Here is a 20,715-nt window from a genome sequence, read left to right as displayed (position 1 = left end):
TCGCGGCGATGCGGCGATCCGACAAGCCCGCCCCCACATTTGAATGTATTCGCAAATCAAACTGTGGGAGCGGGCTTGCCCGCGATGAGGCCTTCAAATCCATCACAATCCCCCAGACACAAAAAAGCCCCGAACCAGTCGGGGCTTTTTCATCTACCGCTAATGCTTAGCGCGGAAACGCCGGCGGGTTGACCCCAGCCATGTCTTCCATCACGCGCACCACCTGGCAGCTGTAACCGAATTCGTTGTCGTACCAGACGTACAGTACAACGCGGTTATCCTGGGTGATGGTCGCTTCAGCATCGACCACACCGGCGTGGCGCGAGCCAACGAAGTCGGTGGACACCACTTCCTGGGAATTGACGAAGTCGATTTGCTTATGCAGATCGGAGTGCAGCGCCATGTAGCGCAGGTACTCGTTCATCTCTTCACGGGTGGCGGCTTTCTCAAGGTTGAGGTTGAGAATGGCCATCGACACGTTCGGCGTAGGTACACGGATCGCGTTACCGGTCAGCTTGCCGGCCAGCTCAGGCAGGGCCTTGGCAGCAGCGGTGGCAGCACCGGTCTCGGTGATCACCATGTTCAGCGCGGCGCTACGGCCACGGCGATCGCCCTTGTGGAAGTTGTCGATCAGGTTCTGGTCGTTGGTGTACGAGTGAACGGTTTCGACGTGACCGTTGATGATGCCGAACTTGTCATTCACAGCCTTGAGCACCGGCACGATGGCGTTGGTGGTGCAGGAAGCGGCAGACACGATCTTGTCGTCAGCGGTGATTTCGTTGTGGTTGATGCCGTGAACGATGTTCTTCAGCTTGCCCTTGCCAGGCGCGGTCAGCACAACGCGGTCGATACCTGGGCACGCCAAGTGCTGGCCCAGGCCGTCGGCATCACGCCAGACGCCGGTGTTGTCCACCAGCAAGGCGTTCTGGATGCCGTACTGGGTGTAATCCACCTCGGTCGGGTTCTTCGCGTAGATCACCTGGATCAGGTTACCGTTGGCGGTGATGGTGTTGTTTTCTTCGTCGATGGTGATGGTGCCATTGAACGAACCGTGTACCGAGTCGCGGCGCAAGAGGCTGGCGCGCTTGGTCAGGTCATTCTCGGCGCCTTTGCGCACGACAATGGCCCGCAGGCGCAGGCCGTCGCCACCGCCGGTTTTTTCGATCAGGATACGTGCCAGCAGGCGGCCGATACGACCGAAGCCGTACAGCACCACGTCGGTACCTTTGCGGGACGCGGCATTTTGCTGGCCAACCACGTCGGCCAGCTCTTCACGCACGAACTGCTCGGCGCTGCGGCCATTGCCTTGGGCGCGGAATTTGAACGCCAACTTGCCCAGGTCTACCGAGGCCGCGCCGAGCTTGAGCTCGCTCATGGCTTTAAGCAGAGGGAATGTTTCGTGGACGGAGAGTTCGCTATCGTCGGCAGAACGATGGCGAGCAAAGCGATGAGCCTTGAGAATCGCGATGACTGATTGGTTGATCAGGCTGCGGCCATAGATCGAGCTCACCACATTGTTATTGCGGTACAGCTGACCGATAAGCGGGATCATCGCTTCTGCGAGTGCTTCACGGTCGATCCATTCACCAAGACACTGGTCGGGCTTCTGAGTCACGGGAACCTTCCACATGTAGGGGCTGAAAAAAGGGGCTACATTATGCCGCCCGACCGCCCCCTGAGCAATGCGCGTCACGCAACAAAAGCCCTTGCAAATAATTTTCACCGCGCTACAGGCCAGTAAATACGCGGCTTCCAGCGAACCCCTCGGAGAGAGCCCCAGGCGACTTGTCCGTAACCCTCCGAAACATATGTGCATTTCGGCACTACATATTGAGTCAAAACCGCGCATTGTTTGTCTTAGCCACTACATTTCCTACAAACCGTAATAGGCACAGTCAGCAACTGACAGGCGGCACTCCAGGCCGTTACAATTACCGACTTTGTCGCAACGCTGGAGCTCAACCTTCCGTGCCCGTCCTGCGTCTACCGCTACTCCCTGCCCAGGCAGGTAAACAGCATTGGGGCAATCTGCCCGGTGCCGCCCTGAGCCTGGCCATTGCCGAGGCTGCCAGTGCAGCCAAGCGCTTTACCCTGCTCCTGACCGCCGACAGCCAAAGTGCCGAGCGGCTGGAGCAGGAGCTGAGCTTCTTCGCCCCCGATTTGCCGGTACTGCACTTCCCGGACTGGGAAACCCTGCCCTACGACTTGTTCTCGCCGCACCAGGACATCATCTCCCAGCGCATCGCCAGCCTGTACCGCTTGCCGGAACTGGCCCACGGTGTACTGGTGGTGCCGATCACTACGGCGCTGCACCGCCTGGCGCCGACCAAGTTCCTGCTGGGCAGCAGCCTGGTGCTGGATATCGGCCAGAAACTCGACGTGGAGCAAATGCGCACGCGCCTGGAAGCCAGTGGCTACCGCTGCGTCGATACGGTGTACGAACATGGCGAGTTCGCCGTGCGCGGGGCACTGATCGACTTGTTCCCGATGGGCAGCAAACTGCCCTACCGCATCGACCTGTTCGATGACGAAATCGAGACCCTGCGCACCTTCGACCCGGAAAACCAGCGTTCCATCGACAAAGTACAGTCGATCAAACTGCTGCCGGCCAGGGAGTTCCCCCTGCAAAAAGACGCGGTCACGCGCTTCAAGGCGCGCTTTCGCGAACGCTTTGACGTGGACTTCCGTCGTTGCCCGATCTTCCAGGACTTGAGCAGCGGGATTACGCCCGCCGGTATCGAGTACTACCTGCCGCTGTTCTTCGACGAAACCTCGACCCTGTTCGATTATCTGCCCCAGGACACCCAGGTGTTCTCGCTGCCGGGCATCGAGCAGGCGGCGGAAAACTTCTGGAACGACGTGCGCAACCGTTATGAAGAACGCCGCGTCGACCCCTCCCGGCCTTTATTGCCGCCTGCCGAGCTGTTCCTGCCGGTAGAGGACTGCTTCGCCCGCCTGAAAAACTGGCCGCGCGTGGTCGCCAGCCAGCAGGATGTGGAAGCCGGCGTCGGTCGCGAACGCTTCCCCGCCCAAACCCTGCCCAACCTGGCCATCGAGGCCAAGGCCAGCCAGCCGCTGCAAGCGTTGTCCGACTTTCTCGGTGACTTCCCCGGTCGTGTGCTGTTTACCGCCGAATCCGCCGGGCGCCGCGAAGTGCTGCTGGAGTTGCTGGAACGCCTGAAACTGCGACCAAAAACCGTCGACAGCTGGCCAGACTTTGTCGCCGGCAAGGATCGCCTGGCGATCACCATTGCGCCGCTGAACGAAGGCCTGCAACTGGATGATCCGGCCCTGGCGCTGATTGCCGAGAGCCCGCTGTTCGGCCAACGCGTGATGCAGCGCCGGCGCCGGGAAAAACGCGCCGACGCCAACAACGACGCGGTGATCAAGAACCTCACCGAACTGCGCGAAGGCGCGCCGGTGGTGCACATCGACCACGGCGTGGGGCGCTACCTGGGCCTGCAGACCCTGGAGATCGACAACCAGGCCGCCGAATTCCTCACCATGGAATACGCCGAGGGCGCCAAGCTCTATGTGCCGGTGGCCAACCTGCACCTGATCGCGCGCTACACCGGCAGCGACGACGCCCTCGCGCCGTTGCACCGCCTGGGCTCCGAGACCTGGCAGAAGGCCAAGCGCAAGGCCGCCGAGCAAGTGCGCGACGTGGCCGCCGAACTGCTGGACATCTATGCCCGCCGTGCGGCCCGCGAAGGTTATGCGTTCGCCGACCCGAAGGCCGACTACGCCACGTTCAGCGCAGGCTTCGCCTTCGAAGAAACCCCGGACCAGCAAACCACCATCGATGCGGTGCGCGCCGATATGCTTGCACCCAAGCCCATGGACCGCCTGGTCTGCGGTGACGTGGGCTTTGGCAAGACCGAGGTGGCGATGCGCGCCGCGTTCATCGCGGTGCATGGCGGCCGCCAGGTGGCAATCCTGGTGCCGACCACCCTGCTCGCCCAGCAGCACTACAACAGCTTTCGCGACCGCTTCGCTGATTGGCCGGTGACCGTGGAGGTGATGAGCCGCTTCAAGTCGGCCAAGGAAGTCAACGCCGCCGTCGCCGACCTGGCCGAAGGCAAGATCGATATCGTGATTGGCACGCACAAGCTGCTGTCGGACGATGTGAAGATCAAGAACCTGGGCCTGGTGATCATCGACGAAGAGCACCGCTTTGGCGTACGCCAGAAGGAGCAACTCAAGGCCCTGCGCAGCGAGGTCGATATCCTGACCCTGACCGCCACGCCAATCCCGCGCACGTTGAACATGGCGGTGTCGGGCATGCGCGACCTGTCGATCATCGCCACGCCGCCGGCGCGACGCCTGTCGGTGCGCACCTTCGTCATGGAGCAGAACAACAGCACGATCAAGGAAGCCCTGCTGCGCGAGTTGCTGCGCGGCGGCCAGGTCTACTACCTGCACAACGATGTGAAAACCATCGAGAAATGCGCCGCCGACCTCGCCGAACTGGTGCCGGAAGCACGGATCGGCATCGGCCACGGGCAGATGCGCGAGCGCGAACTCGAACAGGTGATGAGCGACTTCTACCACAAGCGCTTCAACGTGCTGATCGCCTCGACCATCATCGAGACCGGCATCGACGTGCCGAGCGCCAACACCATCATCATCGAGCGCGCCGACAAGTTCGGCCTGGCGCAGCTGCACCAGTTGCGTGGCCGGGTCGGCCGCAGTCACCACCAGGCCTATGCCTACCTGCTGACGCCACCGCGCCAGCAAATCACTGGCGACGCCGAAAAGCGCCTGGAGGCCATCGCCAACACCCAGGACCTGGGCGCAGGCTTTGTGCTGGCCACCAACGACCTGGAAATCCGTGGCGCCGGCGAACTGCTGGGCGACGGCCAGAGCGGGCAGATCCAGGCCGTGGGCTTTACCCTCTATATGGAGATGCTCGAGCGGGCGGTAAAGGCCATCCGCAAAGGCGAGCAACCGAACCTCGATCAACCCCTGGGCGGCGGCCCGGAAATCAACCTGCGCCTGCCGGCGTTGATTCCCGAGGACTACCTGCCGGATGTGCATGCACGGCTGATCCTGTACAAGCGCATCGCCTCGGCCACCGACGAAGAAGGCCTCAAGGACCTGCAAGTGGAGATGATCGACCGCTTCGGCCTGTTGCCGGAACCGACCAAGAACCTGGTGCGCCTGACCCTGCTCAAACTGCAGGCCGAGCAACTGGGAATCAAGAAGGTCGACGCCGGGCCGCAGGGCGGGCGTATCGAGTTCGAAGCGCAGACGCCGGTAGACCCGCTGGTACTGATCAAGTTGATCCAGGGCCAGCCCAACCGCTACAAATTCGAAGGCGCCACGCTGTTCAAGTTCATGGTGCCGATGGAACGTGCAGAAGAGCGCTTTAATACATTGGAGGCGCTGTTTGAGCGCCTCATCCCGAAATCTGCTTGAAGGACGCCCCATGCGCCTGCTTCGTATCCTGAGCCTGTTGTTGGTGGTAGTTGCACCTTCGGCGTTTGCCGACAGCCTCTACCAGGTGGAAATGATCCTGATCCGCCAAAATGCGGAGCCGGTGATCAACAGCCGGCCAGCCCCGGAAGACTGGGCCGCCGGGGCGCCACGCCAAGGGATCGAGAAAATCAGCCCGCCGCGCCTGAACAACATCGTCGAGAAACTAAAGGCCAACGGCGACTACACCGTACTGCTGCACAAGGCCTGGGAACAGAACCTGGGCGAGCAGCCGGTGAAGGTGAAAATCACCGACGGCCAGGAACAGTTCGGCCAGTACCCCATCCAGGGCACCCTGGACCTGCAACTGGGGCGCTTTACCCGTATTGACGCAAGCCTGTGGCTCAATCAGTTCGACAACAACGGCAGCGTGATTGCCAGCGAACACCTGAGCCAGCCAGACGTGCGCACCAAGAACAACCAACTCAACTACCTGGACGGCGGCCACCTGGCCTTGCTGATCAAGATCACCTCCCTCACCGCCAAGCCACCGAGCGCACCGCCGCCCGGCCTCGCGGACTGATCCAGCGCCATGCCCCTGACGCCCTCGCTGACCAAGCCCCTGGCCCCCTCCTGGGCCAACCGCTTCAAGGAACAAAGCCTGGAGCGCGGCCGGCGCTACGCCCTGGAAAACCGCGTGCGGATTGTCGAGTCGGGCGACAGCACCATCATCGCCAGTTGCGAAGGCTCGGGCGGCAATGTGTATCGCCAGACCATCTCTCTGCGCGAGTCGGCCAAAGGCACCTTGATCCTGGTGGACAGCCGCTGCACCTGCCCCGTGCACACCAATTGCAAACACATCGCGGCAGTGCTGCTGCAGGTCCAGGAAACCCTGGCCTACCCGGCAGCGGCCAAGGATGCCGAACTGCTGGAGAAGCTGCAGGCCGTGCTGGATAACCGCGTGGTCCTGCCGCAAGTGGTGCTTGAGGACGTGCAGCCGATTCCACGGCTGTGGCTGGCCAGCATCGAGTTCAGCGCCTTTGAGCCGCGCAACGGCAAGATGCAGCGCTATATCCAGCACCGAGCGGCGCTGTCGTTCAATTACCTGGGCAATTACGTCAGCGGCCAGAAAAACGCCGATATCATCGTGCGCCAGGAAACCCAGAGCCTGCGGATCAAGCGTCACCCCGAGGTGGAACAAGGCTTTCGCGAACACCTGCGCCTGCTTGGCTTCAAGATCGCCACCCGCCAGAGCAAGGCCCTGCCGGAAAGCGCCGGCGAGTTGTTTGAGATGGTCAATGACAGCGCCTGGCTGAACTTCACCCTCAACGCCTCGCCGAGCCTGCGCGCTGAAGGCTGGGAATTGCAGATCGATGAGGATTTCGGCTTTGACCTGAGCCCGGTCGATGACTGGTACGCCAGCGTCGATGAAGTGCCGGAGCGCGACTGGTTCGACCTGGAGCTGGGGATCATCGTCAATGGCGAACGGCTGAGCCTGTTGCCGATCCTGTTGAACCTGATGCGCTCCCACACCGAAATCCTCAACCCGGAAAAACTCGCGCGCCGTCGCGACGACGAACTGATCCTGGTGAACATCCCCGGCCTACCCAACGGTGGCCACGGCCCACTGCAAGTCGCCCTGCCCTATGGCCGGCTCAAACCGGTGCTGGCGACCCTCGGCGAGTTCTACCTGCAAGAGCCCGGCACAACTACCTTGCGCCTGGCCAAGGCCGACGCCACTCGGCTCAACCCGCTGGAAGACCTGCCCCTGCAATGGGAAGGCGGCGAGCAGATCCGCAGCTTTGCCCAGCGCCTGCGCGACATCAAGGACTTCACCTGCATCGCCCCCGAAGGCCTGAACGCCACGTTACGCCCCTATCAGCTCGAAGGCCTGAGCTGGATGCAGTCCCTGCGCCAACTGGAAGTGGGCGGGATTCTCGCGGACGACATGGGCCTGGGCAAAACCCTGCAGACCCTGGCACATATTCTCAGCGAAAAAATCGCCGGGCGCCTGGACCGGCCGTGCATGGTGGTGATGCCCACCAGCCTGATCCCCAACTGGCTCGACGAGGCCGCGCACTTCACCCCGCAGCTCAAGGTATTGGCGCTGTACGGTGCCGGGCGCAAGAAACACTTCGCCCAGTTACAGGATTACGACCTGCTGCTGACCACCTACGCCCTGTTGCCCAAAGACATCGAGCAACTGGCCGCGCAGCCGCTGCATGTGCTAATCCTCGACGAAGCCCAATACATCAAGAACCCCACCAGCAAGGCCGCCCAGGCCGCCCGCGAGCTGAATGCACGCCAGCGCCTGTGCCTGAGCGGCACGCCCTTGGAAAACCACCTGGGCGAACTGTGGTCGCTGTTCCACTTCCTGCTGCCGGGTTGGTTGGGCGATGTAAAAAGCTTCAACCGTGATTACCGCGTGCCCATCGAAAAACGCGGCAGCGACGTGCGATTGCAACACCTCAACGGTCGGATCAAGCCGTTCCTGCTACGCCGTACCAAAGAACAGGTGGCCACTGAATTGCCGCCCAAGACTGAGATCATCCACTGGGTCGATCTCAACGAAGCCCAGCGTGATGTGTACGAAACCATGCGCCTGGCCATGGACAAGAAGGTGCGCGACGAGATCACCCGCAAGGGCGTGGCTCGTAGCCAGATCATCATTCTGGAAGCGCTGCTCAAGCTGCGCCAGGTCTGCTGCGACCTGCGCCTGGTGAACGACGCCACCCCGCCCGCGCGCGGCAGCAGCTCGGGCAAGCTCGACAGCCTGATGGAGATGCTCGACGAACTGTTTGCCGAAGGGCGCAGGATTTTGCTGTTCTCGCAGTTCACCTCAATGCTCAGCCTGATTGAGATCGAACTAAAAAAACGCGGGGTCGCCTATGCCTTGCTGACCGGCCAGACCCGCGACCGGCGCACGCCGGTCAAGGACTTCCAGAGTGGCAGGCTGCAGATCTTCCTGATCAGCCTCAAGGCTGGCGGCGTGGGGCTTAACCTGACCGAAGCCGATACCGTGATCCACTACGACCCCTGGTGGAACCCAGCCACGGAAAACCAGGCGACTGACCGTGCGTATCGCATCGGCCAGGAGAAGCCGGTATTCGTCTACAAGATGATTGCCCGGGGCACCGTGGAAGAGAAGATCCAGGCGTTGCAGCAAGAAAAGTCAGACCTGGCGGCGGGTGTGCTGGATGGTCGTACCACGGGCGACTGGAAGTTGGGCAACGAAGATATCGAGGCGCTGTTCGCGCCATTGCCCCAAAAGCTAGAGAAGCGTTGATAGTTAGATAGCTATCGCGGGCAAGCCCGCTCCCACAGGGGGGGGGCTCACTGGGGCAGAGATTTTTGGTACCGCCACAAATCAAATGTGGGAGCGGGCTTGCCTGCGATGGGCGCAGCTCAATCTCATTCGATCAACTGCGCATCCCGAAGCGCGCCGAGCGCCGCCAACCAACGTGGGTCCTGCTTGTAGTCAGTCGACGCAATCGCCTGCCCACGCATACGGGCAATGCGCGCCGACGGCGTGACCTTCATGCGCTGGGCGGCACTCAGGGCCAGCTCGGCGGCCGCACGGTCATTGCACACCAGGCCCATGTCGCAGCCAGCACTCAACGCAGCCTCGATCCGACTTGCCGCATCCCCCACCACATGGGCACCGGCCATGGACAGGTCATCACTGAAAATCACCCCGTCGAACTGCAACTCGCCGCGCAGGATGTCTTGCAGCCAACGGCGCGAGAAGCCGGCCGGTTGGTTATCGACCTGCGGGTAGATCACGTGGGCCGGCATGACCGCGGCCAATTGCTTGCTCAGGCGCGCAAAGGGCACCAGGTCGTGGGTGCGAATCTGTTCCAGGCTACGTTCATCATTGGGAATGGCGACGTGGGAATCTGCCTCGGCCCAGCCATGCCCTGGGAAGTGCTTGCCGGTGGCGGCCATGCCGGCGCTGTTCATACCCCGGATAAAGGCACCGGCCAGCAGCGCTGCACGTTCGGGATCACCTTCGAACGAACGCGTGCCTACGACGGCGCTGCGCTGGTAGTCGAGGTCCAGCACGGGGGCGAAGCTCAGGTCCAGGCCAACCGCCAGTACTTCCGTGGCCATGACCCAGCCACACTGCTCGGCCAGGTATTCGGCGTTCGGATTGTCCGCCAGCGCACGCATGGCCGGCAGGCGTACAAACCCCTGGCGCAGGCGCTGGACCCGACCGCCTTCCTGGTCGACGGCCAGCAGCAGGTCCGGGCGCACCGCACGAATGGCGGCGCTCAATTCCCGCACCTGGCGCGGATGCTCGATATTGCGCGCAAAAATGATCAGGCCGCCCACTTCAGGCTGGCGCAACAAGTGGCGATCTTCAGCTGTCAGCCAGGTGCCGGCGACGTCCACCATCAAAGAGCCTTGCAGGGCAGCAGTCATAAATTTTCCTTGAATGACGCGCGCACCCCGCCGCTTCGCCAGGTCGAGCCGGGCAAGGCGATGGGGTGCGGGTAACTAGTTGAAATCGGCATGGGCGGCTAGCTTAGCGGATGCAAGCGGTTGCGCCCAGACGCCAGTGGCTAAACCTTGGCCGCCACCGGTACGGACTTGCTGCGCGGGCGCAGTTGGGCGGCCGCCATTGCCGGGTCGGTAACACCGCTTTCAGCGCGCATGCCAGCGGCCAGGAACGGCACCATCAGGCGCATGACCTGCTCGATGGAGGTGTTGACTCCAAAATCGGTCTCGGCGATAGCGCGCAAGGCCTTGATCCCGGACATGCTGAACGCCGCTGCGCCGAGCATGAAGTGCACGCGCCAGAACAATTCGATAGGCGGAATACGTGGCGCCGCCTCGTTGACCAGCAACATATAGCGACGGAAGACCTTGCCGTACATGTCTTCGAGGTAACGGCGCAAGTGGCCCTGGCTCTGGCTGAAGGCCAGGCCCAGCAGGCGCATGAAGATCGACAGGTCATTGCCGCTGCGTGGCTGCACCACCAGGGCTTGTTCGACGAGGATTTCCAGCAGGTCTTCCAGGCTCGGCTTATTGTCGGGCTTGGCTTGGCGCCGCTCCAACTCACGGTCGAGGCTGATGCAGAACGGCCCCAGAAAACGTGAGAAGACGGCCTGGATCAGGGCTTTTTTCGAGCCGAAATGATAGTTCACTGCCGCCAGGTTGACCCCGGCTTTGCTCGTGATCAGGCGCAATGAGGTTTCAGCAAATCCTTTTTCCGCGAACAACTGCTCGGCAGCATCGAGAATGCGTTCAACGGTTTCCGACTGGGCCATGGCTACTCCGCCTGACAAACACTTGTTTGAAACATACGTTTCACCTTGTGCAATGTCAAGCCTGCAGGTCCGTTTTCCGGCCGGGCAGTCACCCGATTCGCACCTATTTAATCACATCTTCAACGGCCTGTAGGCCGCGCTATCTCCGGGCTTTGCAAGGACCGACGGATGACCGTCCGGCGGAGTCGGCAAAAACGATGATTGCCAAGCGCAGTTCACTGTATATAATCCCAGTCACTGTATAAAAAGACAGAGCGATCAACATGCTAAAACTGACGCCACGCCAAGCTGAGATTCTCGCTTTTATCAAGCGCTGCCTCGACGACAACGGTTATCCGCCGACCCGGGCAGAAATCGCCCTGGAGCTGGGGTTTAAATCCCCCAATGCTGCCGAAGAACACCTGAAAGCCCTTGCCCGCAAGGGTGCGATCGAAATGACCCCGGGCGCATCCCGTGGCATTCGTATCCCTGGTTTCGAAGCCAAGGCTGACGAATCGACGCTGCCGATCATCGGCCGGGTCGCTGCCGGTGCGCCGATTCTTGCACAACAGCACGTCGAAGAGTCCTGCAATATCAACCCGACCTTCTTCCATCCTCGCGCCGATTACCTGTTGCGGGTCCATGGCATGAGCATGAAGGACGTGGGTATCTTCGACGGCGACCTGCTGGCCGTACACACCACCCGCGAAGCGCGCAACGGCCAGATCGTCGTGGCCCGCATCGGCGATGAAGTGACGGTCAAGCGCTTCAAGCGCGAAGGCAGCAAAGTCTGGCTGCTGGCAGAAAACCCCGAGTTTTCGCCGATTGAAGTCAACCTGAAGGATCAGGACCTGGTGATCGAAGGCTTGAGTGTCGGCGTTATTCGCCGCTAACGGAGGCATCATGCAGTTCCCACATGCGCAACAACATACACAACTGCCACTGTTTGAGGCCTTTTTGGCCCAGCCGCTTGCACCTATCCTCAGCGAGACGGTGGAGTCCCCATGGACCGCCCCCGCCGAACCGGAGGTATTCAGTGAATTGTCGTTGCGTGGCGCTGCCGGGAACTGCCTGAGCTTGCTGGCGCCAATCCTGCGTGACCTGAGTGAGGAACAGGACGCCCGCTGGCTGACCCTGATCGCCCCGCCGTCCAGCCTGACCCAGGCTTGGCTGCGGGATGCGGGCCTGAACCGCGAGCGTATCCTGCTGCTGCAACCGCGCGGCACCCAGAGCGCCCAGCAACTGACCTGCGAAGCGTTGCGCCTGGGGCGTAGCCACACTGTTGTCAGCTGGCTGAACCCGCTGGGTGCTTCGGCCAAGCAGCAGTTGATCAGCGCAGCGCGCACGGGCGATGCACAAAGCTTGAATATTCGATTGGGATAAGCCCGAGACTGACGCGCAACGCGTTATCGGGAGTGGTACAGGTCGTCCGATTGCAGCCTGACGTCAGGTCAGTGCCTGCGATGGACGCAAGGCTTCTACAGAATTGAGAAGCCGATTGAACATTTGAATCTTAAAAACGACAAACGGACTCAGTGAAGAACCCGTGGACCGTCGTCTTTCTCTGGCTCACCTTCAGCCAGGCGCCCCGCCATCTGCACACCCACGCTCAACATGGCTTTTGCCACTTCCACATGCTGGCCTTGCAGGAACGCCTTGGCGTCCTCGGAAAAGTCCAAAGTCACCAGAGAACCCTCGTCCTCAGCCCTGCGCAGCTCAATTCGGCCGTCGGGCAATTCAACAATTTCCAGAAAGGACGTTGGCATAAAAGTCTGTTCTCCACGAAAGGCCGGCATTATATCAGTCATCAACGCGGCCTCGCTCAGGATCTGAACAGCTTTCTTTACGGCTTGATGAATGGTCTGTAGGCGTTGGCTTGCCAGCGATAGCGCTCTGGCAGTCAACTTGGCATTGCTTGATCAATTGTTATCGCCGGCAAGCCGGCGCCTACATTGTCTTGCCGCTCAGCACTCGTTCAAGCCATCCCGAAAGCGGATCGCCAGCTTCTTCAGTTCCTGGCGCCAGCTCTCCAACTCAGCCCGGCTCAGCGGCTCCGGCCCTTCTTCTTCCAGGCTGACCGCAACGATCAACGGCTGGGTCACATCGCCCTTGGGCTTGTGCGGCACACGCGGCGGCTGGAACAGCGCCGAATGGGCAGCCAACAAGCGAGCCAGCCAACTGTCAGGGCTGCGGGCCATTTCCACCAGCTCGGCCAACTCGGGGATGGCCATAGACTCGAGCACCTCACGGGTCAGGATATCCTCGGCCCGAGGCGCATTCGCCTGGGGCAGGCGGTAGAAACCTGCAATTTCATGACACAACCCCAGCAAAGCCCCATATAGATGGAACAAGGCCGACTCTCGCCCCGCCTGGACCAGCGCAATAGCATTCATCTCCTTCCCTTCCTCGGCACGACCAAGGGCTTCCAGGGACAAACCCGCGAAGTAAATTTTCTGGTTGGTACGGGTATAGAGTTCGTTGGCCATGACGGCAGTCTCCACAACGACATAAACGTGATGCTGGCTGAACAGTGTCACGGATGAGACAAGCCCACTGCAAGCGCAAAACAAAAGGCCGCCTGTGAAGGCGGCCTTTATTTCAATGCAGGAGCGGGATCAAGCGCCCTGGCGCTTGTCCTCGACCTTCCACTTGCCACCGTCGTAGAACGCCTTCCAGCCCGTAGGCTTGCCGTCCACTTCAGTCTGCACGTACTGCTCCTTGGTCTTGCGGCTGTAGCGGATCACGGCCGGACGACCGTCGGGATCCTTCTTCGGCGCTTCGCACAGGAAGTGGTACTTGGGATCGATCTCGTCCTTATGCGGCACGATCTCCATCACCAGTGGTGCACGGGTCTCGCGGTTTTTCGGGAACTGGCTGGCGGCCAGGAACAGGCCCGAAGCGCCATCACGCAGGATGTAGGTGTCGTTGACCTTCTCGCACTTGAGCTCGGGCATCTTCACCGGGTCCATCTTCGGCGGCGCCGCGTCACCGCTTTTCAGCAGCTTGCGGGTGTTCTTGCAGGTCGGATTGGTGCAACCGAAGAACTTGCCGAAGCGACCGGTCTTGAGCTGCATCTCGCTGCCGCACTTGTCGCACTCCAAGCTCGGGCCTTCATAGCCCTTGATGCGATAGGTGCCTTCTTCGATCTCGTAGCCGTTGCAATCGGGGTTGTTACCGCAGATGTGCAGCTTGTGCTTCTCGTCCAGCAGGTAGGCATCCATGGCCGTGCTGCAGATCGGGCAACGGTGCTTGCCACGCAAAACCAGCGACTCGGATTCACCCTCGTCGTCGGCGGCGATTTCATCACCCGGCACCAGGTTGACGGTGGCCTTGCAGCGCTCTTTGGGCGGCAGGCTATAGCCCGAGCAACCCAGGAACACACCGGTAGACGCGGTACGGATCTGCATCGGCCGGCCGCAGGTGGTGCACGGAATATCCGTCATCACCGGCTGGTTGGCGCGCATGCCGTTTTCCGGGCTCTCGGCTACTTCGAGTTTTTTCTTGAAGTCACCATAGAACTCGTCGAGGACGTTTTTCCAATCGCGCTCGCCCTGGGCCACGTCATCGAGGTTCTCTTCCATGCCGGCGGTAAAGCCGTAGTCCATCAGGTTGGAGAAACTCTCGGACAAACGCTCGGTAACGATATCGCCCATCTTTTCCGAATAGAAACGACGGTTATGCAGGGCCACGTAGCCGCGGTCCTGGATGGTGGAGATGATCGCCGCGTAGGTCGAAGGACGACCAATACCGCGTTTTTCCATTTCCTTGACCAGGCTGGCTTCCGAATAACGGGGTGGCGGCTTGGTGAAGTGCTGGCTCGGGTCGAGCTTGATCAGCTTCAGCGCATCGCCCTGGGCCATGTCTGGCAGGACGTCGTCATCGCCCGGCTTGGCAATTTGCGGCATCACGCGGGTATAGCCGTCGAACTTGAGGATACGACCCTTGGCGCGCAGCTCGAAGTCCCCGGCACCCACTGTGACGGTCGTGGACAGGTATTGCGCCGGCAGCATCTGGCAAGCCAGGAATTGGCGCCAGATCAACTCGTAGAGGCGCTCAGCGTCGCGCTCCATGCCGCTCAGCTTGCTTGGCTCGGTATTGGCATCGGAGGGACGAATCGCTTCGTGGGCCTCTTGTGCGCCTTCCTTGCTGCTATAGACGTTTGGCTTCTCCGGCAGGTACTTCTTGCCGAATTCGCTTTCAATATAAGTACGCGCCATCGCCACCGCGTCCACCGACAGGTTGGTGGAGTCGGTACGCATGTAAGTGATGTAGCCCGCTTCGTACAGACGCTGGGCCATCATCATCGTCTTCTTCACGCCAAAGCCCAGGCGGTTGCTCGCGGCCTGTTGCAGGGTGGAGGTGATGAACGGCGCCGACGGCTTGCTGCTGGTGGGCTTGTCTTCACGCTTGACGATGCTGTAGCTGGAAGCCTTGAGCTTCTCCAGCGCGGCCATGGCCTGGGCTTCGTTGAGCGGCTTGAAGGCCTCGCCTTTCTCGCGGGCCACTTCAAAGCGCACGTTATTGCCCTTGGCGGTGCCGAGGTCCGCGTGGACTTCCCAGTACTCTTCAGGGTTGAACGCACGAATCTCGCGCTCACGCTCCACCACCAGCTTGACCGCTACCGATTGCACGCGACCAGCGGACAGGCCACGGGCGATCTTCGCCCACAACAGCGGCGAGACCATGTAGCCGACCACGCGATCGAGGAAGCGCCGAGCCTGCTGGGCATTGACGCGGTCGATGTCCAGTTCGCCCGGCTTGGAGAAGGCTTCCTGGATCGCCTTCTTGGTGATTTCGTTGAACACCACGCGTTTATAGCGGCTGTCGTCCCCACCGATGGCTTCGCGCAGGTGCCAGGCAATGGCTTCCCCTTCGCGGTCCAAGTCCGTCGCGAGATAGATGGTGTCAGCATCCTTGGCGAGCCGGCGCAGCTCCTCGATCACCTTTTCCTTGCCCGGAAGGATTTCGTACTTGGCCTTCCAGCCATGATCCGGGTCCACACCCATGCGCGAGACCAGTTGCTTGCGCGCTTTTTCCTTGGGCGAGAGCACCGGACCTTCGCCCGCAGCCGCCTTGCCGCGCTTGGCAGCAGGCTCCTTGCTGGCGCTAGCCGAACCGCTGGTGGGCAGGTCTCGGATATGGCCGATACTCGACTTCACCACGTACTCGTTACCCAAGTACTTGTTGATGGTCTTGGCCTTAGCCGGGGATTCCACAATGACCAGCGATTTGCCCATGGATCGGAAAATTCCTGAATTCGAGAAGAGAAAGGCGGTTGGCGCCTGACGCGGCAACGCTATATATAGTGGCAACACAGTGAGGTCAAGCACAGCATTCTGCGCAACCTGCCGTTATTGCCCTGAAAAAAGACTGGGTTCGACCTGCACCAAAGCAAAGCGCGGGACCTGCTTGCCGTCAACTTCGACGGTCTCCAGGAACATGCTCAAGGGGCGCACCCAAAAGCCGTAATCGCCATACAGTGCTTGGTAGAACACCACTTCTTCTTCGGTCTCGGAGTGCCGCGCCACATTAAAAACGCGGTACCTGGGACCTTTATAATGCTGGTAGAGCCCTGGTTCGACTTTCATGCTGTGGCCCTCTTACAAAATTTATAAAAAAAAATTAAAAATTCCAAAAAACAAAAGCCGGGGCACTGGGCCCCGGCTTCCGTCAACCCAACGCTTAGACGCGTTCGAAGACGGTAGAAATGCCTTGGCCGAGACCAATGCACATGGTTGCAACCCCAAGGTTGCCGCCATTTTGCTTCATCACGTTAAGCAAGGTGCCGGAGATACGCGCACCGGAGCAACCAAATGGGTGGCCCAGGGCGATTGCACCGCCGTGCAGGTTAACCTTCTCGTTCATCTTGTCGAGTACTTTCAAATCTTTCAGCACTGGCAGGGCCTGTGCGGCGAAAGCTTCGTTGAGCTCGAAGAAGTCGATGTCGGAGATACTCAGACCTGCGCGCTTCAAGGCTTTTTGTGTGGCCGGTACTGGACCATAGCCCATGATCGCCGGGTCCACACCCGCCACAGCCATGGAACGGATCACTGCCAGAGGCTGGATCCCCAGGTCCTGGGCGCGCTGGGCCGACATCACGATCATGCACGAAGCACCATCGGTGATCTGCGACGAAGTACCGGCAGTCACGGTGCCGCCCTTTGGGTTGAATGCCGGCTTCAAGGCCGCCAGGCTTTCCAGGGTGGTGTCCGGACGAATGGTTTCGTCGTAGTCGAACAGTTTCAGGAAACCGTTCTCGTCATAGCCGTTCATCGGGATGATCTCATCCTTGAACTTGCCTTCCACAGTCGCCTTGTGGGCCAACTGGTGGGAGCGCAGGCCGAAGGCGTCCTGGGCTTCACGGGTGATGCCATGCATCTTGCCGAGCATTTCTGCGGTCAGGCCCATCATGCCCGAGGCTTTCGCCGCGTACAGCGACATGTGCGGGTTAGGATCGACGCCGTGCATCATGCTGACGTGGCCCATGTGCTCCACGCCACCGACCACAAACACATCACCGTTGCCGGTCATGATCGCCTGGGCGGCGGTGTGCAGTGCGCTCATGGACGAACCACACAGGCGGCTGACGGTCTGGCCGGCAGCGGTGTGCGGGATCTGGGTCATCAAGGAGGCCATGCGCGCGATGTTCCAGCCCTGCTCCAGGGTCTGGTTGACGCAGCCCCAGATCACGTCCTCGACTTCGTTCGGGTCGACCTTGACGTTGCGTTCCAGCAGCTTGCTGATCAGGTGCGCCGACATGTCTTCGGCGCGGGTGTTGCGGTGCATGCCGCCCTTGGAGCGGCCCATCGGAGTACGACCGAAGTCGACAATCACGACGTCTCTTGGATTCAAGCTCATAAATATTCTCGCTCTAGTCGTCTGGGCACTTAACCGAAGAAGCTCTGGCCATTCTTGGCCATCTCGCGCAGCTTCGCGGTCGGGTGGTACAGCGGGCCCAGATCAGCGTACTGATCAGCCAGGGCAACGAACTCGGCCACACCGATCGAGTCGATGTAACGCAGCGCACCACCACGGAATGGAGGGAAGCCAATACCGTACACCAGGCCCATATCGGCTTCGGCAGCGGTTTCGACGATGCCATCTTCCAGGCAACGCACGGTTTCCAGGCACAGGGCGATCATCATCCAGTTGATGATGTCCTCGTCGGACACCTCACGCTGCTCGTAGACGATTGGCGCCAGCACTTCGTGAACCGATGGATCGGCAACTTTCTTCTGCTTGCCTTTCTTGTCGGTCTCGTAGGCATAGAAACCCTTGCCATTCTTCTGGCCCAGGCGCTTGGCTTCGTACAGCGCATCGACAGCCGAGCGACGGTCGTCTTTCATGCGGTCCGGGAAGCCTTCAGCCATGACGTCGCGACCGTGGTGGCCGGTGTCGATACCGACCACGTCCATCAGGTACGCCGGGCCCATTGGCCAGCCGAATTTTTCCATGACCTTGTCGATACGCACAAAGTCCACGCCAGCACTGACCAGCTTGGCGAAACCACCGAAGTACGGGAACAGCACGCGGTTGACCAAAAAGCCCGGGCAGTCGTTGACCACGATCGGGTTCTTGCCCATTTTCTTGGCGTAGGCAACGGTGGTGGCAACTGCCAGCTCGCTGGACTTCTCGCCACGGATCACTTCTACCAGCGGCATCATGTGCACCGGGTTGAAGAAGTGCATGCCGACGAAGTTTTCCGGACGCTTGAGGGCCTTGGCCAGCAAGGTGATGGAAATGGTCGAGGTGTTGGAAGCCAGGATCGTGTCTTCTTTGACCTGGGCCTCAACTTCAGCCAGGACCGCCTGCTTGACCTTCGGGTTCTCGACAACCGCTTCGACCACCAGGTCGACGTGGCCGAAATCACCGTAGGAAAGCGTAGGACGAATGCCGTTAAGCACTTCAGCCATCTTCGCAGCGGTCATGCGACCTTTATCAACGCGGCCTACCAGCAGCTTGGCGGCTTCCGCCAGACCTTGCTCGATACCGTGCTCGTTGATGTCTTTCATCAGGATCGGTGTGCCTTTGGACGCCGACTGATAGGCAATACCGCCACCCATGATCCCGGCGCCGAGGACGGCAGCCTGTTTCACGTCTTTGGCAATTTCGTCGTAGGCCTTGGCCTTTTTCTTCAGCTCCTGATCGTTCAGGAACAGGCCGATCAGGCTCTGCGCAGCAGAAGTCTTGGCCAGTTTGACGAAGCCGGCGGCTTCGATTTCCAGGGCCTTGTCGCGACCGAAGTTCGCGGCTTTCTGGATGGTCTTGATCGCTTCGACCGGGGCCGGGTAGTTAGGGCCCGCTTGACCGGCGACGAAACCCTTGGCGGTTTCGAACGACATCATTTGTTCGATGGCGTTGAGCTTGAGTTTTTCCAGCTTCGGCTGACGCTTGGCCTTGTAGTCAAATTCGCCGCTGATGGCGCCCTTGATCAGGTTCAGTGCAGCTTCTGCGAGTTTGTCCGGAGCAACCACGGCATCCACGGCGCCGACTTTCAGCGCGTCTTCAGCACGGTTTTCCTTGCCGGCGGCAATCCACTCGATGGCGTTGTCGGCACCGATGATACGCGGCAGGCGTACGGTACCGCCGAAGCCCGGGTAGATGCCCAGCTTGACTTCCGGCAGGCCGATTTTCGCGCTGGAGGCCATGACGCGAAAGTCCGCGGCCAGGCACATTTCCAGACCGCCGCCCAGAGCGATGCCATTGATCGCGGCAACGGTCGGCACGTTGAGGTCTTCGAAATCGCTGAAAATCTTGTTGGCTTCGAGGTTGCCAGCCACAAGCTCGGCATCGGGCAGCTTGAAGTTGTCGACGAATTCGGTGATGTCAGCGCCGACGATGAACACGTCTTTGCCGCTGGAGACGATCACACCCTTGATCGATGCATCAGCCTTGATGGTGTCTACGGCCTGACGCAGTTCGTTCAGGGTTAGACGGTTGAACTTGTTGACGGACTCACCCTTGAGGTCGAATTTCAATTCGACGATGCCACTTTCAAGAGCCTTAACCGTGATGGCTTTACCTTCGTAAATCATCAACTGATCTCCACGATATGGAAGCTGAACAGTACACATCGGACGCTGGCCCCTGGTCGGGCATTGATCACTTCGTCAATGCTCATACCAACGCGCCAGGCACACCCGCCAATGCGATAGTCGGGATTATGTATGAGATGCCTGACAGACAAACACTCAATTCATACGCCCGTTTGATTTGGGTACGCCACCTTCAGCCAATTCCAGGCAATTGTCAATCGCCCGAAAGCACCGTAAAAACGCGACTTTTCAGTCATTTCATAACCGCCAAGGCTAATCAATGCGCAGGCATTCACCCGATCAATAATGCGAAAGAGCCAGCAACGGCCTGTACAGCGGCGGATATCCGGCTAGGCTAGCCGCATGTGAGAACGCCTGTGCGAATGCGCGGCGTGACGATTTACAGATTTACCGGCCTGCCTGGCCAGTTCCAGCCCGATGACGATGTCGGGCTTTTTATTGCCTACGTTTTATTGCCGGCGATGGCGTGCTCAACGGCCCTATCGCCGGCAAGCCGGTTCCTACGGGTGTGTCAGGCCAAGGCCTTGAGTAACGCACTGATGGCCTGCAAGTCGCTGGACTCGCCCTTCTCACCCCAATACACGGCGATCATTTGCTTGTCCGCCTCCACTTTGTAGACATTGGCCGGCAGCGTTGCAAAATGCGGCAACAACTTCTCGTCCACGCAGGTTTCCTGCCATTGGTTGACCCACACCCCGGGCTCCTGCTGCCAGTAAACCCAGAGTGCGGGCTTGCTGCCGCGCCGTGGCCGACAGTACTGCGCACAGGGGCTGGGCGGCTCTTGCTTGAGCCAGTGCGGCCACTCCTGGGGCGACAATTGCATCGCCAGGCCGATGCGGCGCGCCTCCATGCGCAGGGCCATGCGCCCGCTCTGGTGGCGCGACGGTCGCAACCATGCCAGGGGGCTCAAGACCACTAGAAGGATTGACACCACTATCCAGACCGTCATATGTGTACTCCCGAATTTCTAGATGAGCGGATTTGACCTGACTCAA

At 60.4% G+C, this 20,715-nt stretch carries 15 protein-coding genes; 5 read left to right on the top strand and 10 right to left on the bottom strand.

Going from position 1 to position 20,715, the window contains the following annotated elements:
- Nucleotides 1-166: 166 nt before the first annotated feature.
- A complete protein-coding gene (locus tag ACO77H_RS07875; protein WP_076961276.1) occupies nt 167-1,630 on the bottom strand; it encodes a glyceraldehyde-3-phosphate dehydrogenase in 1,464 nt (487 codons plus the stop codon).
- A gap of 338 nt (nt 1,631-1,968) precedes the next feature.
- Here ACO77H_RS07875 and mfd point away from each other — a divergent pair, with 338 nt between their 5' ends.
- Genes mfd through ACO77H_RS07860 form a run of 3 tightly spaced genes read left to right on the top strand, consistent with a single transcriptional unit; the run spans nt 1,969 to nt 8,701 of the window.
- The gene (mfd, locus tag ACO77H_RS07870; RefSeq protein WP_432755231.1) at nt 1,969-5,418 is read left to right on the top strand and encodes a transcription-repair coupling factor; all 3,450 of its coding nucleotides are present in this window, start codon (nt 1,969-1,971) and stop codon (nt 5,416-5,418) included.
- A gap of 10 nt (nt 5,419-5,428) precedes the next feature.
- A complete protein-coding gene (locus tag ACO77H_RS07865; protein ID WP_170043341.1) occupies nt 5,429-5,998 on the top strand; it encodes a CsiV family protein in 570 nt (189 codons plus the stop codon).
- A 9-nt stretch (nt 5,999-6,007) separates the two neighbouring features.
- Nucleotides 6,008-8,701, top strand: coding sequence for a DEAD/DEAH box helicase (locus tag ACO77H_RS07860; protein ID WP_172313162.1), 2,694 nt, complete (start codon nt 6,008-6,010; stop codon nt 8,699-8,701).
- A gap of 125 nt (nt 8,702-8,826) precedes the next feature.
- Here the strand turns inward: ACO77H_RS07860 and nagZ are convergent, their stop codons facing one another.
- Together nagZ and ACO77H_RS07850 are read right to left on the bottom strand one after the other, a co-directional pair.
- A complete protein-coding gene (gene nagZ, locus ACO77H_RS07855) occupies nt 8,827-9,837 on the bottom strand; it encodes a beta-N-acetylhexosaminidase (protein ID WP_170043339.1) in 1,011 nt (336 codons plus the stop codon).
- A 140-nt stretch (nt 9,838-9,977) separates the two neighbouring features.
- On the bottom strand, nt 9,978-10,685 hold the full coding sequence (locus ACO77H_RS07850; protein WP_169954182.1) for a TetR/AcrR family transcriptional regulator: 708 nt from the start codon (nt 10,683-10,685) through the stop codon (nt 9,978-9,980).
- A gap of 263 nt (nt 10,686-10,948) precedes the next feature.
- On the opposite strand from ACO77H_RS07850, the gene lexA reads away from it, so the two are divergent.
- Together lexA and sulA are read left to right on the top strand one after the other, a co-directional pair.
- Nucleotides 10,949-11,557 (top strand): transcriptional repressor LexA, encoded by a 609-nt coding sequence (lexA, locus tag ACO77H_RS07845; RefSeq protein ID WP_029300096.1) that lies wholly within the window; start codon nt 10,949-10,951, stop codon nt 11,555-11,557.
- A gap of 10 nt (nt 11,558-11,567) precedes the next feature.
- On the top strand, nt 11,568-12,047 hold the full coding sequence (sulA, locus tag ACO77H_RS07840; RefSeq protein ID WP_169954183.1) for an SOS-induced cell division inhibitor SulA: 480 nt from the start codon (nt 11,568-11,570) through the stop codon (nt 12,045-12,047).
- 149 nt (nt 12,048-12,196) lie between these two features.
- Here the strand turns inward: sulA and ACO77H_RS07835 are convergent, their stop codons facing one another.
- From ACO77H_RS07835 to ACO77H_RS07805, 7 genes are all read right to left on the bottom strand, one after another.
- Complete coding sequence (locus tag ACO77H_RS07835) at nt 12,197-12,430, bottom strand: hypothetical protein (protein WP_026136850.1); 234 nt, start codon at nt 12,428-12,430, stop codon at nt 12,197-12,199.
- A 198-nt stretch (nt 12,431-12,628) separates the two neighbouring features.
- Entirely contained in the window at nt 12,629-13,150 is a 522-nt protein-coding gene (locus ACO77H_RS07830) for a DUF6586 family protein (protein WP_076961269.1), read from the bottom strand.
- A 129-nt stretch (nt 13,151-13,279) separates the two neighbouring features.
- Nucleotides 13,280-15,901 carry a type I DNA topoisomerase gene (topA, locus tag ACO77H_RS07825; RefSeq protein ID WP_169954184.1) on the bottom strand — a complete coding sequence of 874 codons (2,622 nt, stop codon included), beginning with the start codon at nt 15,899-15,901 and terminating at the stop codon, nt 13,280-13,282.
- Nucleotides 15,902-16,015: 114 nt separating this feature from the next.
- On the bottom strand, nt 16,016-16,252 hold the full coding sequence (locus ACO77H_RS07820) for a DUF1653 domain-containing protein (RefSeq protein WP_170057751.1): 237 nt from the start codon (nt 16,250-16,252) through the stop codon (nt 16,016-16,018).
- A 94-nt stretch (nt 16,253-16,346) separates the two neighbouring features.
- Entirely contained in the window at nt 16,347-17,522 is a 1,176-nt protein-coding gene (fadA, locus tag ACO77H_RS07815) for an acetyl-CoA C-acyltransferase FadA (RefSeq protein ID WP_005786153.1), read from the bottom strand.
- A gap of 29 nt (nt 17,523-17,551) precedes the next feature.
- Nucleotides 17,552-19,699 (bottom strand): fatty acid oxidation complex subunit alpha FadB, encoded by a 2,148-nt coding sequence (fadB, locus tag ACO77H_RS07810; protein WP_029300084.1) that lies wholly within the window; start codon nt 19,697-19,699, stop codon nt 17,552-17,554.
- A 532-nt stretch (nt 19,700-20,231) separates the two neighbouring features.
- Complete coding sequence (locus ACO77H_RS07805; protein WP_169954186.1) at nt 20,232-20,669, bottom strand: hypothetical protein; 438 nt, start codon at nt 20,667-20,669, stop codon at nt 20,232-20,234.
- Between the last annotated feature and the right edge of the window lie 46 nt (nt 20,670-20,715).

Origin of the sequence: Pseudomonas sp. WMBT8, assembly GCF_050916005.1 — a bacterium.
GTDB lineage: Bacteria > Pseudomonadota > Gammaproteobacteria > Pseudomonadales > Pseudomonadaceae > Aquipseudomonas.
This window is presented reverse-complemented; position numbering and strand designations above follow the sequence as displayed.

What these genes read in the sequence shown, in the direction of transcription:
- ACO77H_RS07820 (WP_170057751.1), bottom strand. Translation starts at nt 16,252, where the DNA reads ATGAAAGTCGAACCAGGGCTCTACCAGCATTATAAAGGTCCCAGGTAC.
- sulA (WP_169954183.1), top strand. Translation starts at nt 11,568, where the DNA reads ATGCAGTTCCCACATGCGCAACAACATACACAACTGCCACTGTTTGAG.
- ACO77H_RS07875 (WP_076961276.1), bottom strand. Translation starts at nt 1,630, where the DNA reads ATGTGGAAGGTTCCCGTGACTCAGAAGCCCGACCAGTGTCTTGGTGAA.
- fadB (WP_029300084.1), bottom strand. Translation starts at nt 19,699, where the DNA reads ATGATTTACGAAGGTAAAGCCATCACGGTTAAGGCTCTTGAAAGTGGC.
- ACO77H_RS07850 (WP_169954182.1), bottom strand. Translation starts at nt 10,685, where the DNA reads ATGGCCCAGTCGGAAACCGTTGAACGCATTCTCGATGCTGCCGAGCAG.
- fadA (WP_005786153.1), bottom strand. Translation starts at nt 17,522, where the DNA reads ATGAGCTTGAATCCAAGAGACGTCGTGATTGTCGACTTCGGTCGTACT.
- ACO77H_RS07865 (WP_170043341.1), top strand. Translation starts at nt 5,429, where the DNA reads ATGCGCCTGCTTCGTATCCTGAGCCTGTTGTTGGTGGTAGTTGCACCT.
- ACO77H_RS07860 (WP_172313162.1), top strand. Translation starts at nt 6,008, where the DNA reads ATGCCCCTGACGCCCTCGCTGACCAAGCCCCTGGCCCCCTCCTGGGCC.
- lexA (WP_029300096.1), top strand. Translation starts at nt 10,949, where the DNA reads ATGCTAAAACTGACGCCACGCCAAGCTGAGATTCTCGCTTTTATCAAG.
- topA (WP_169954184.1), bottom strand. Translation starts at nt 15,901, where the DNA reads ATGGGCAAATCGCTGGTCATTGTGGAATCCCCGGCTAAGGCCAAGACC.
- ACO77H_RS07830 (WP_076961269.1), bottom strand. Translation starts at nt 13,150, where the DNA reads ATGGCCAACGAACTCTATACCCGTACCAACCAGAAAATTTACTTCGCG.
- nagZ (WP_170043339.1), bottom strand. Translation starts at nt 9,837, where the DNA reads ATGACTGCTGCCCTGCAAGGCTCTTTGATGGTGGACGTCGCCGGCACC.
- ACO77H_RS07835 (WP_026136850.1), bottom strand. Translation starts at nt 12,430, where the DNA reads ATGCCAACGTCCTTTCTGGAAATTGTTGAATTGCCCGACGGCCGAATT.
- ACO77H_RS07805 (WP_169954186.1), bottom strand. Translation starts at nt 20,669, where the DNA reads ATGACGGTCTGGATAGTGGTGTCAATCCTTCTAGTGGTCTTGAGCCCC.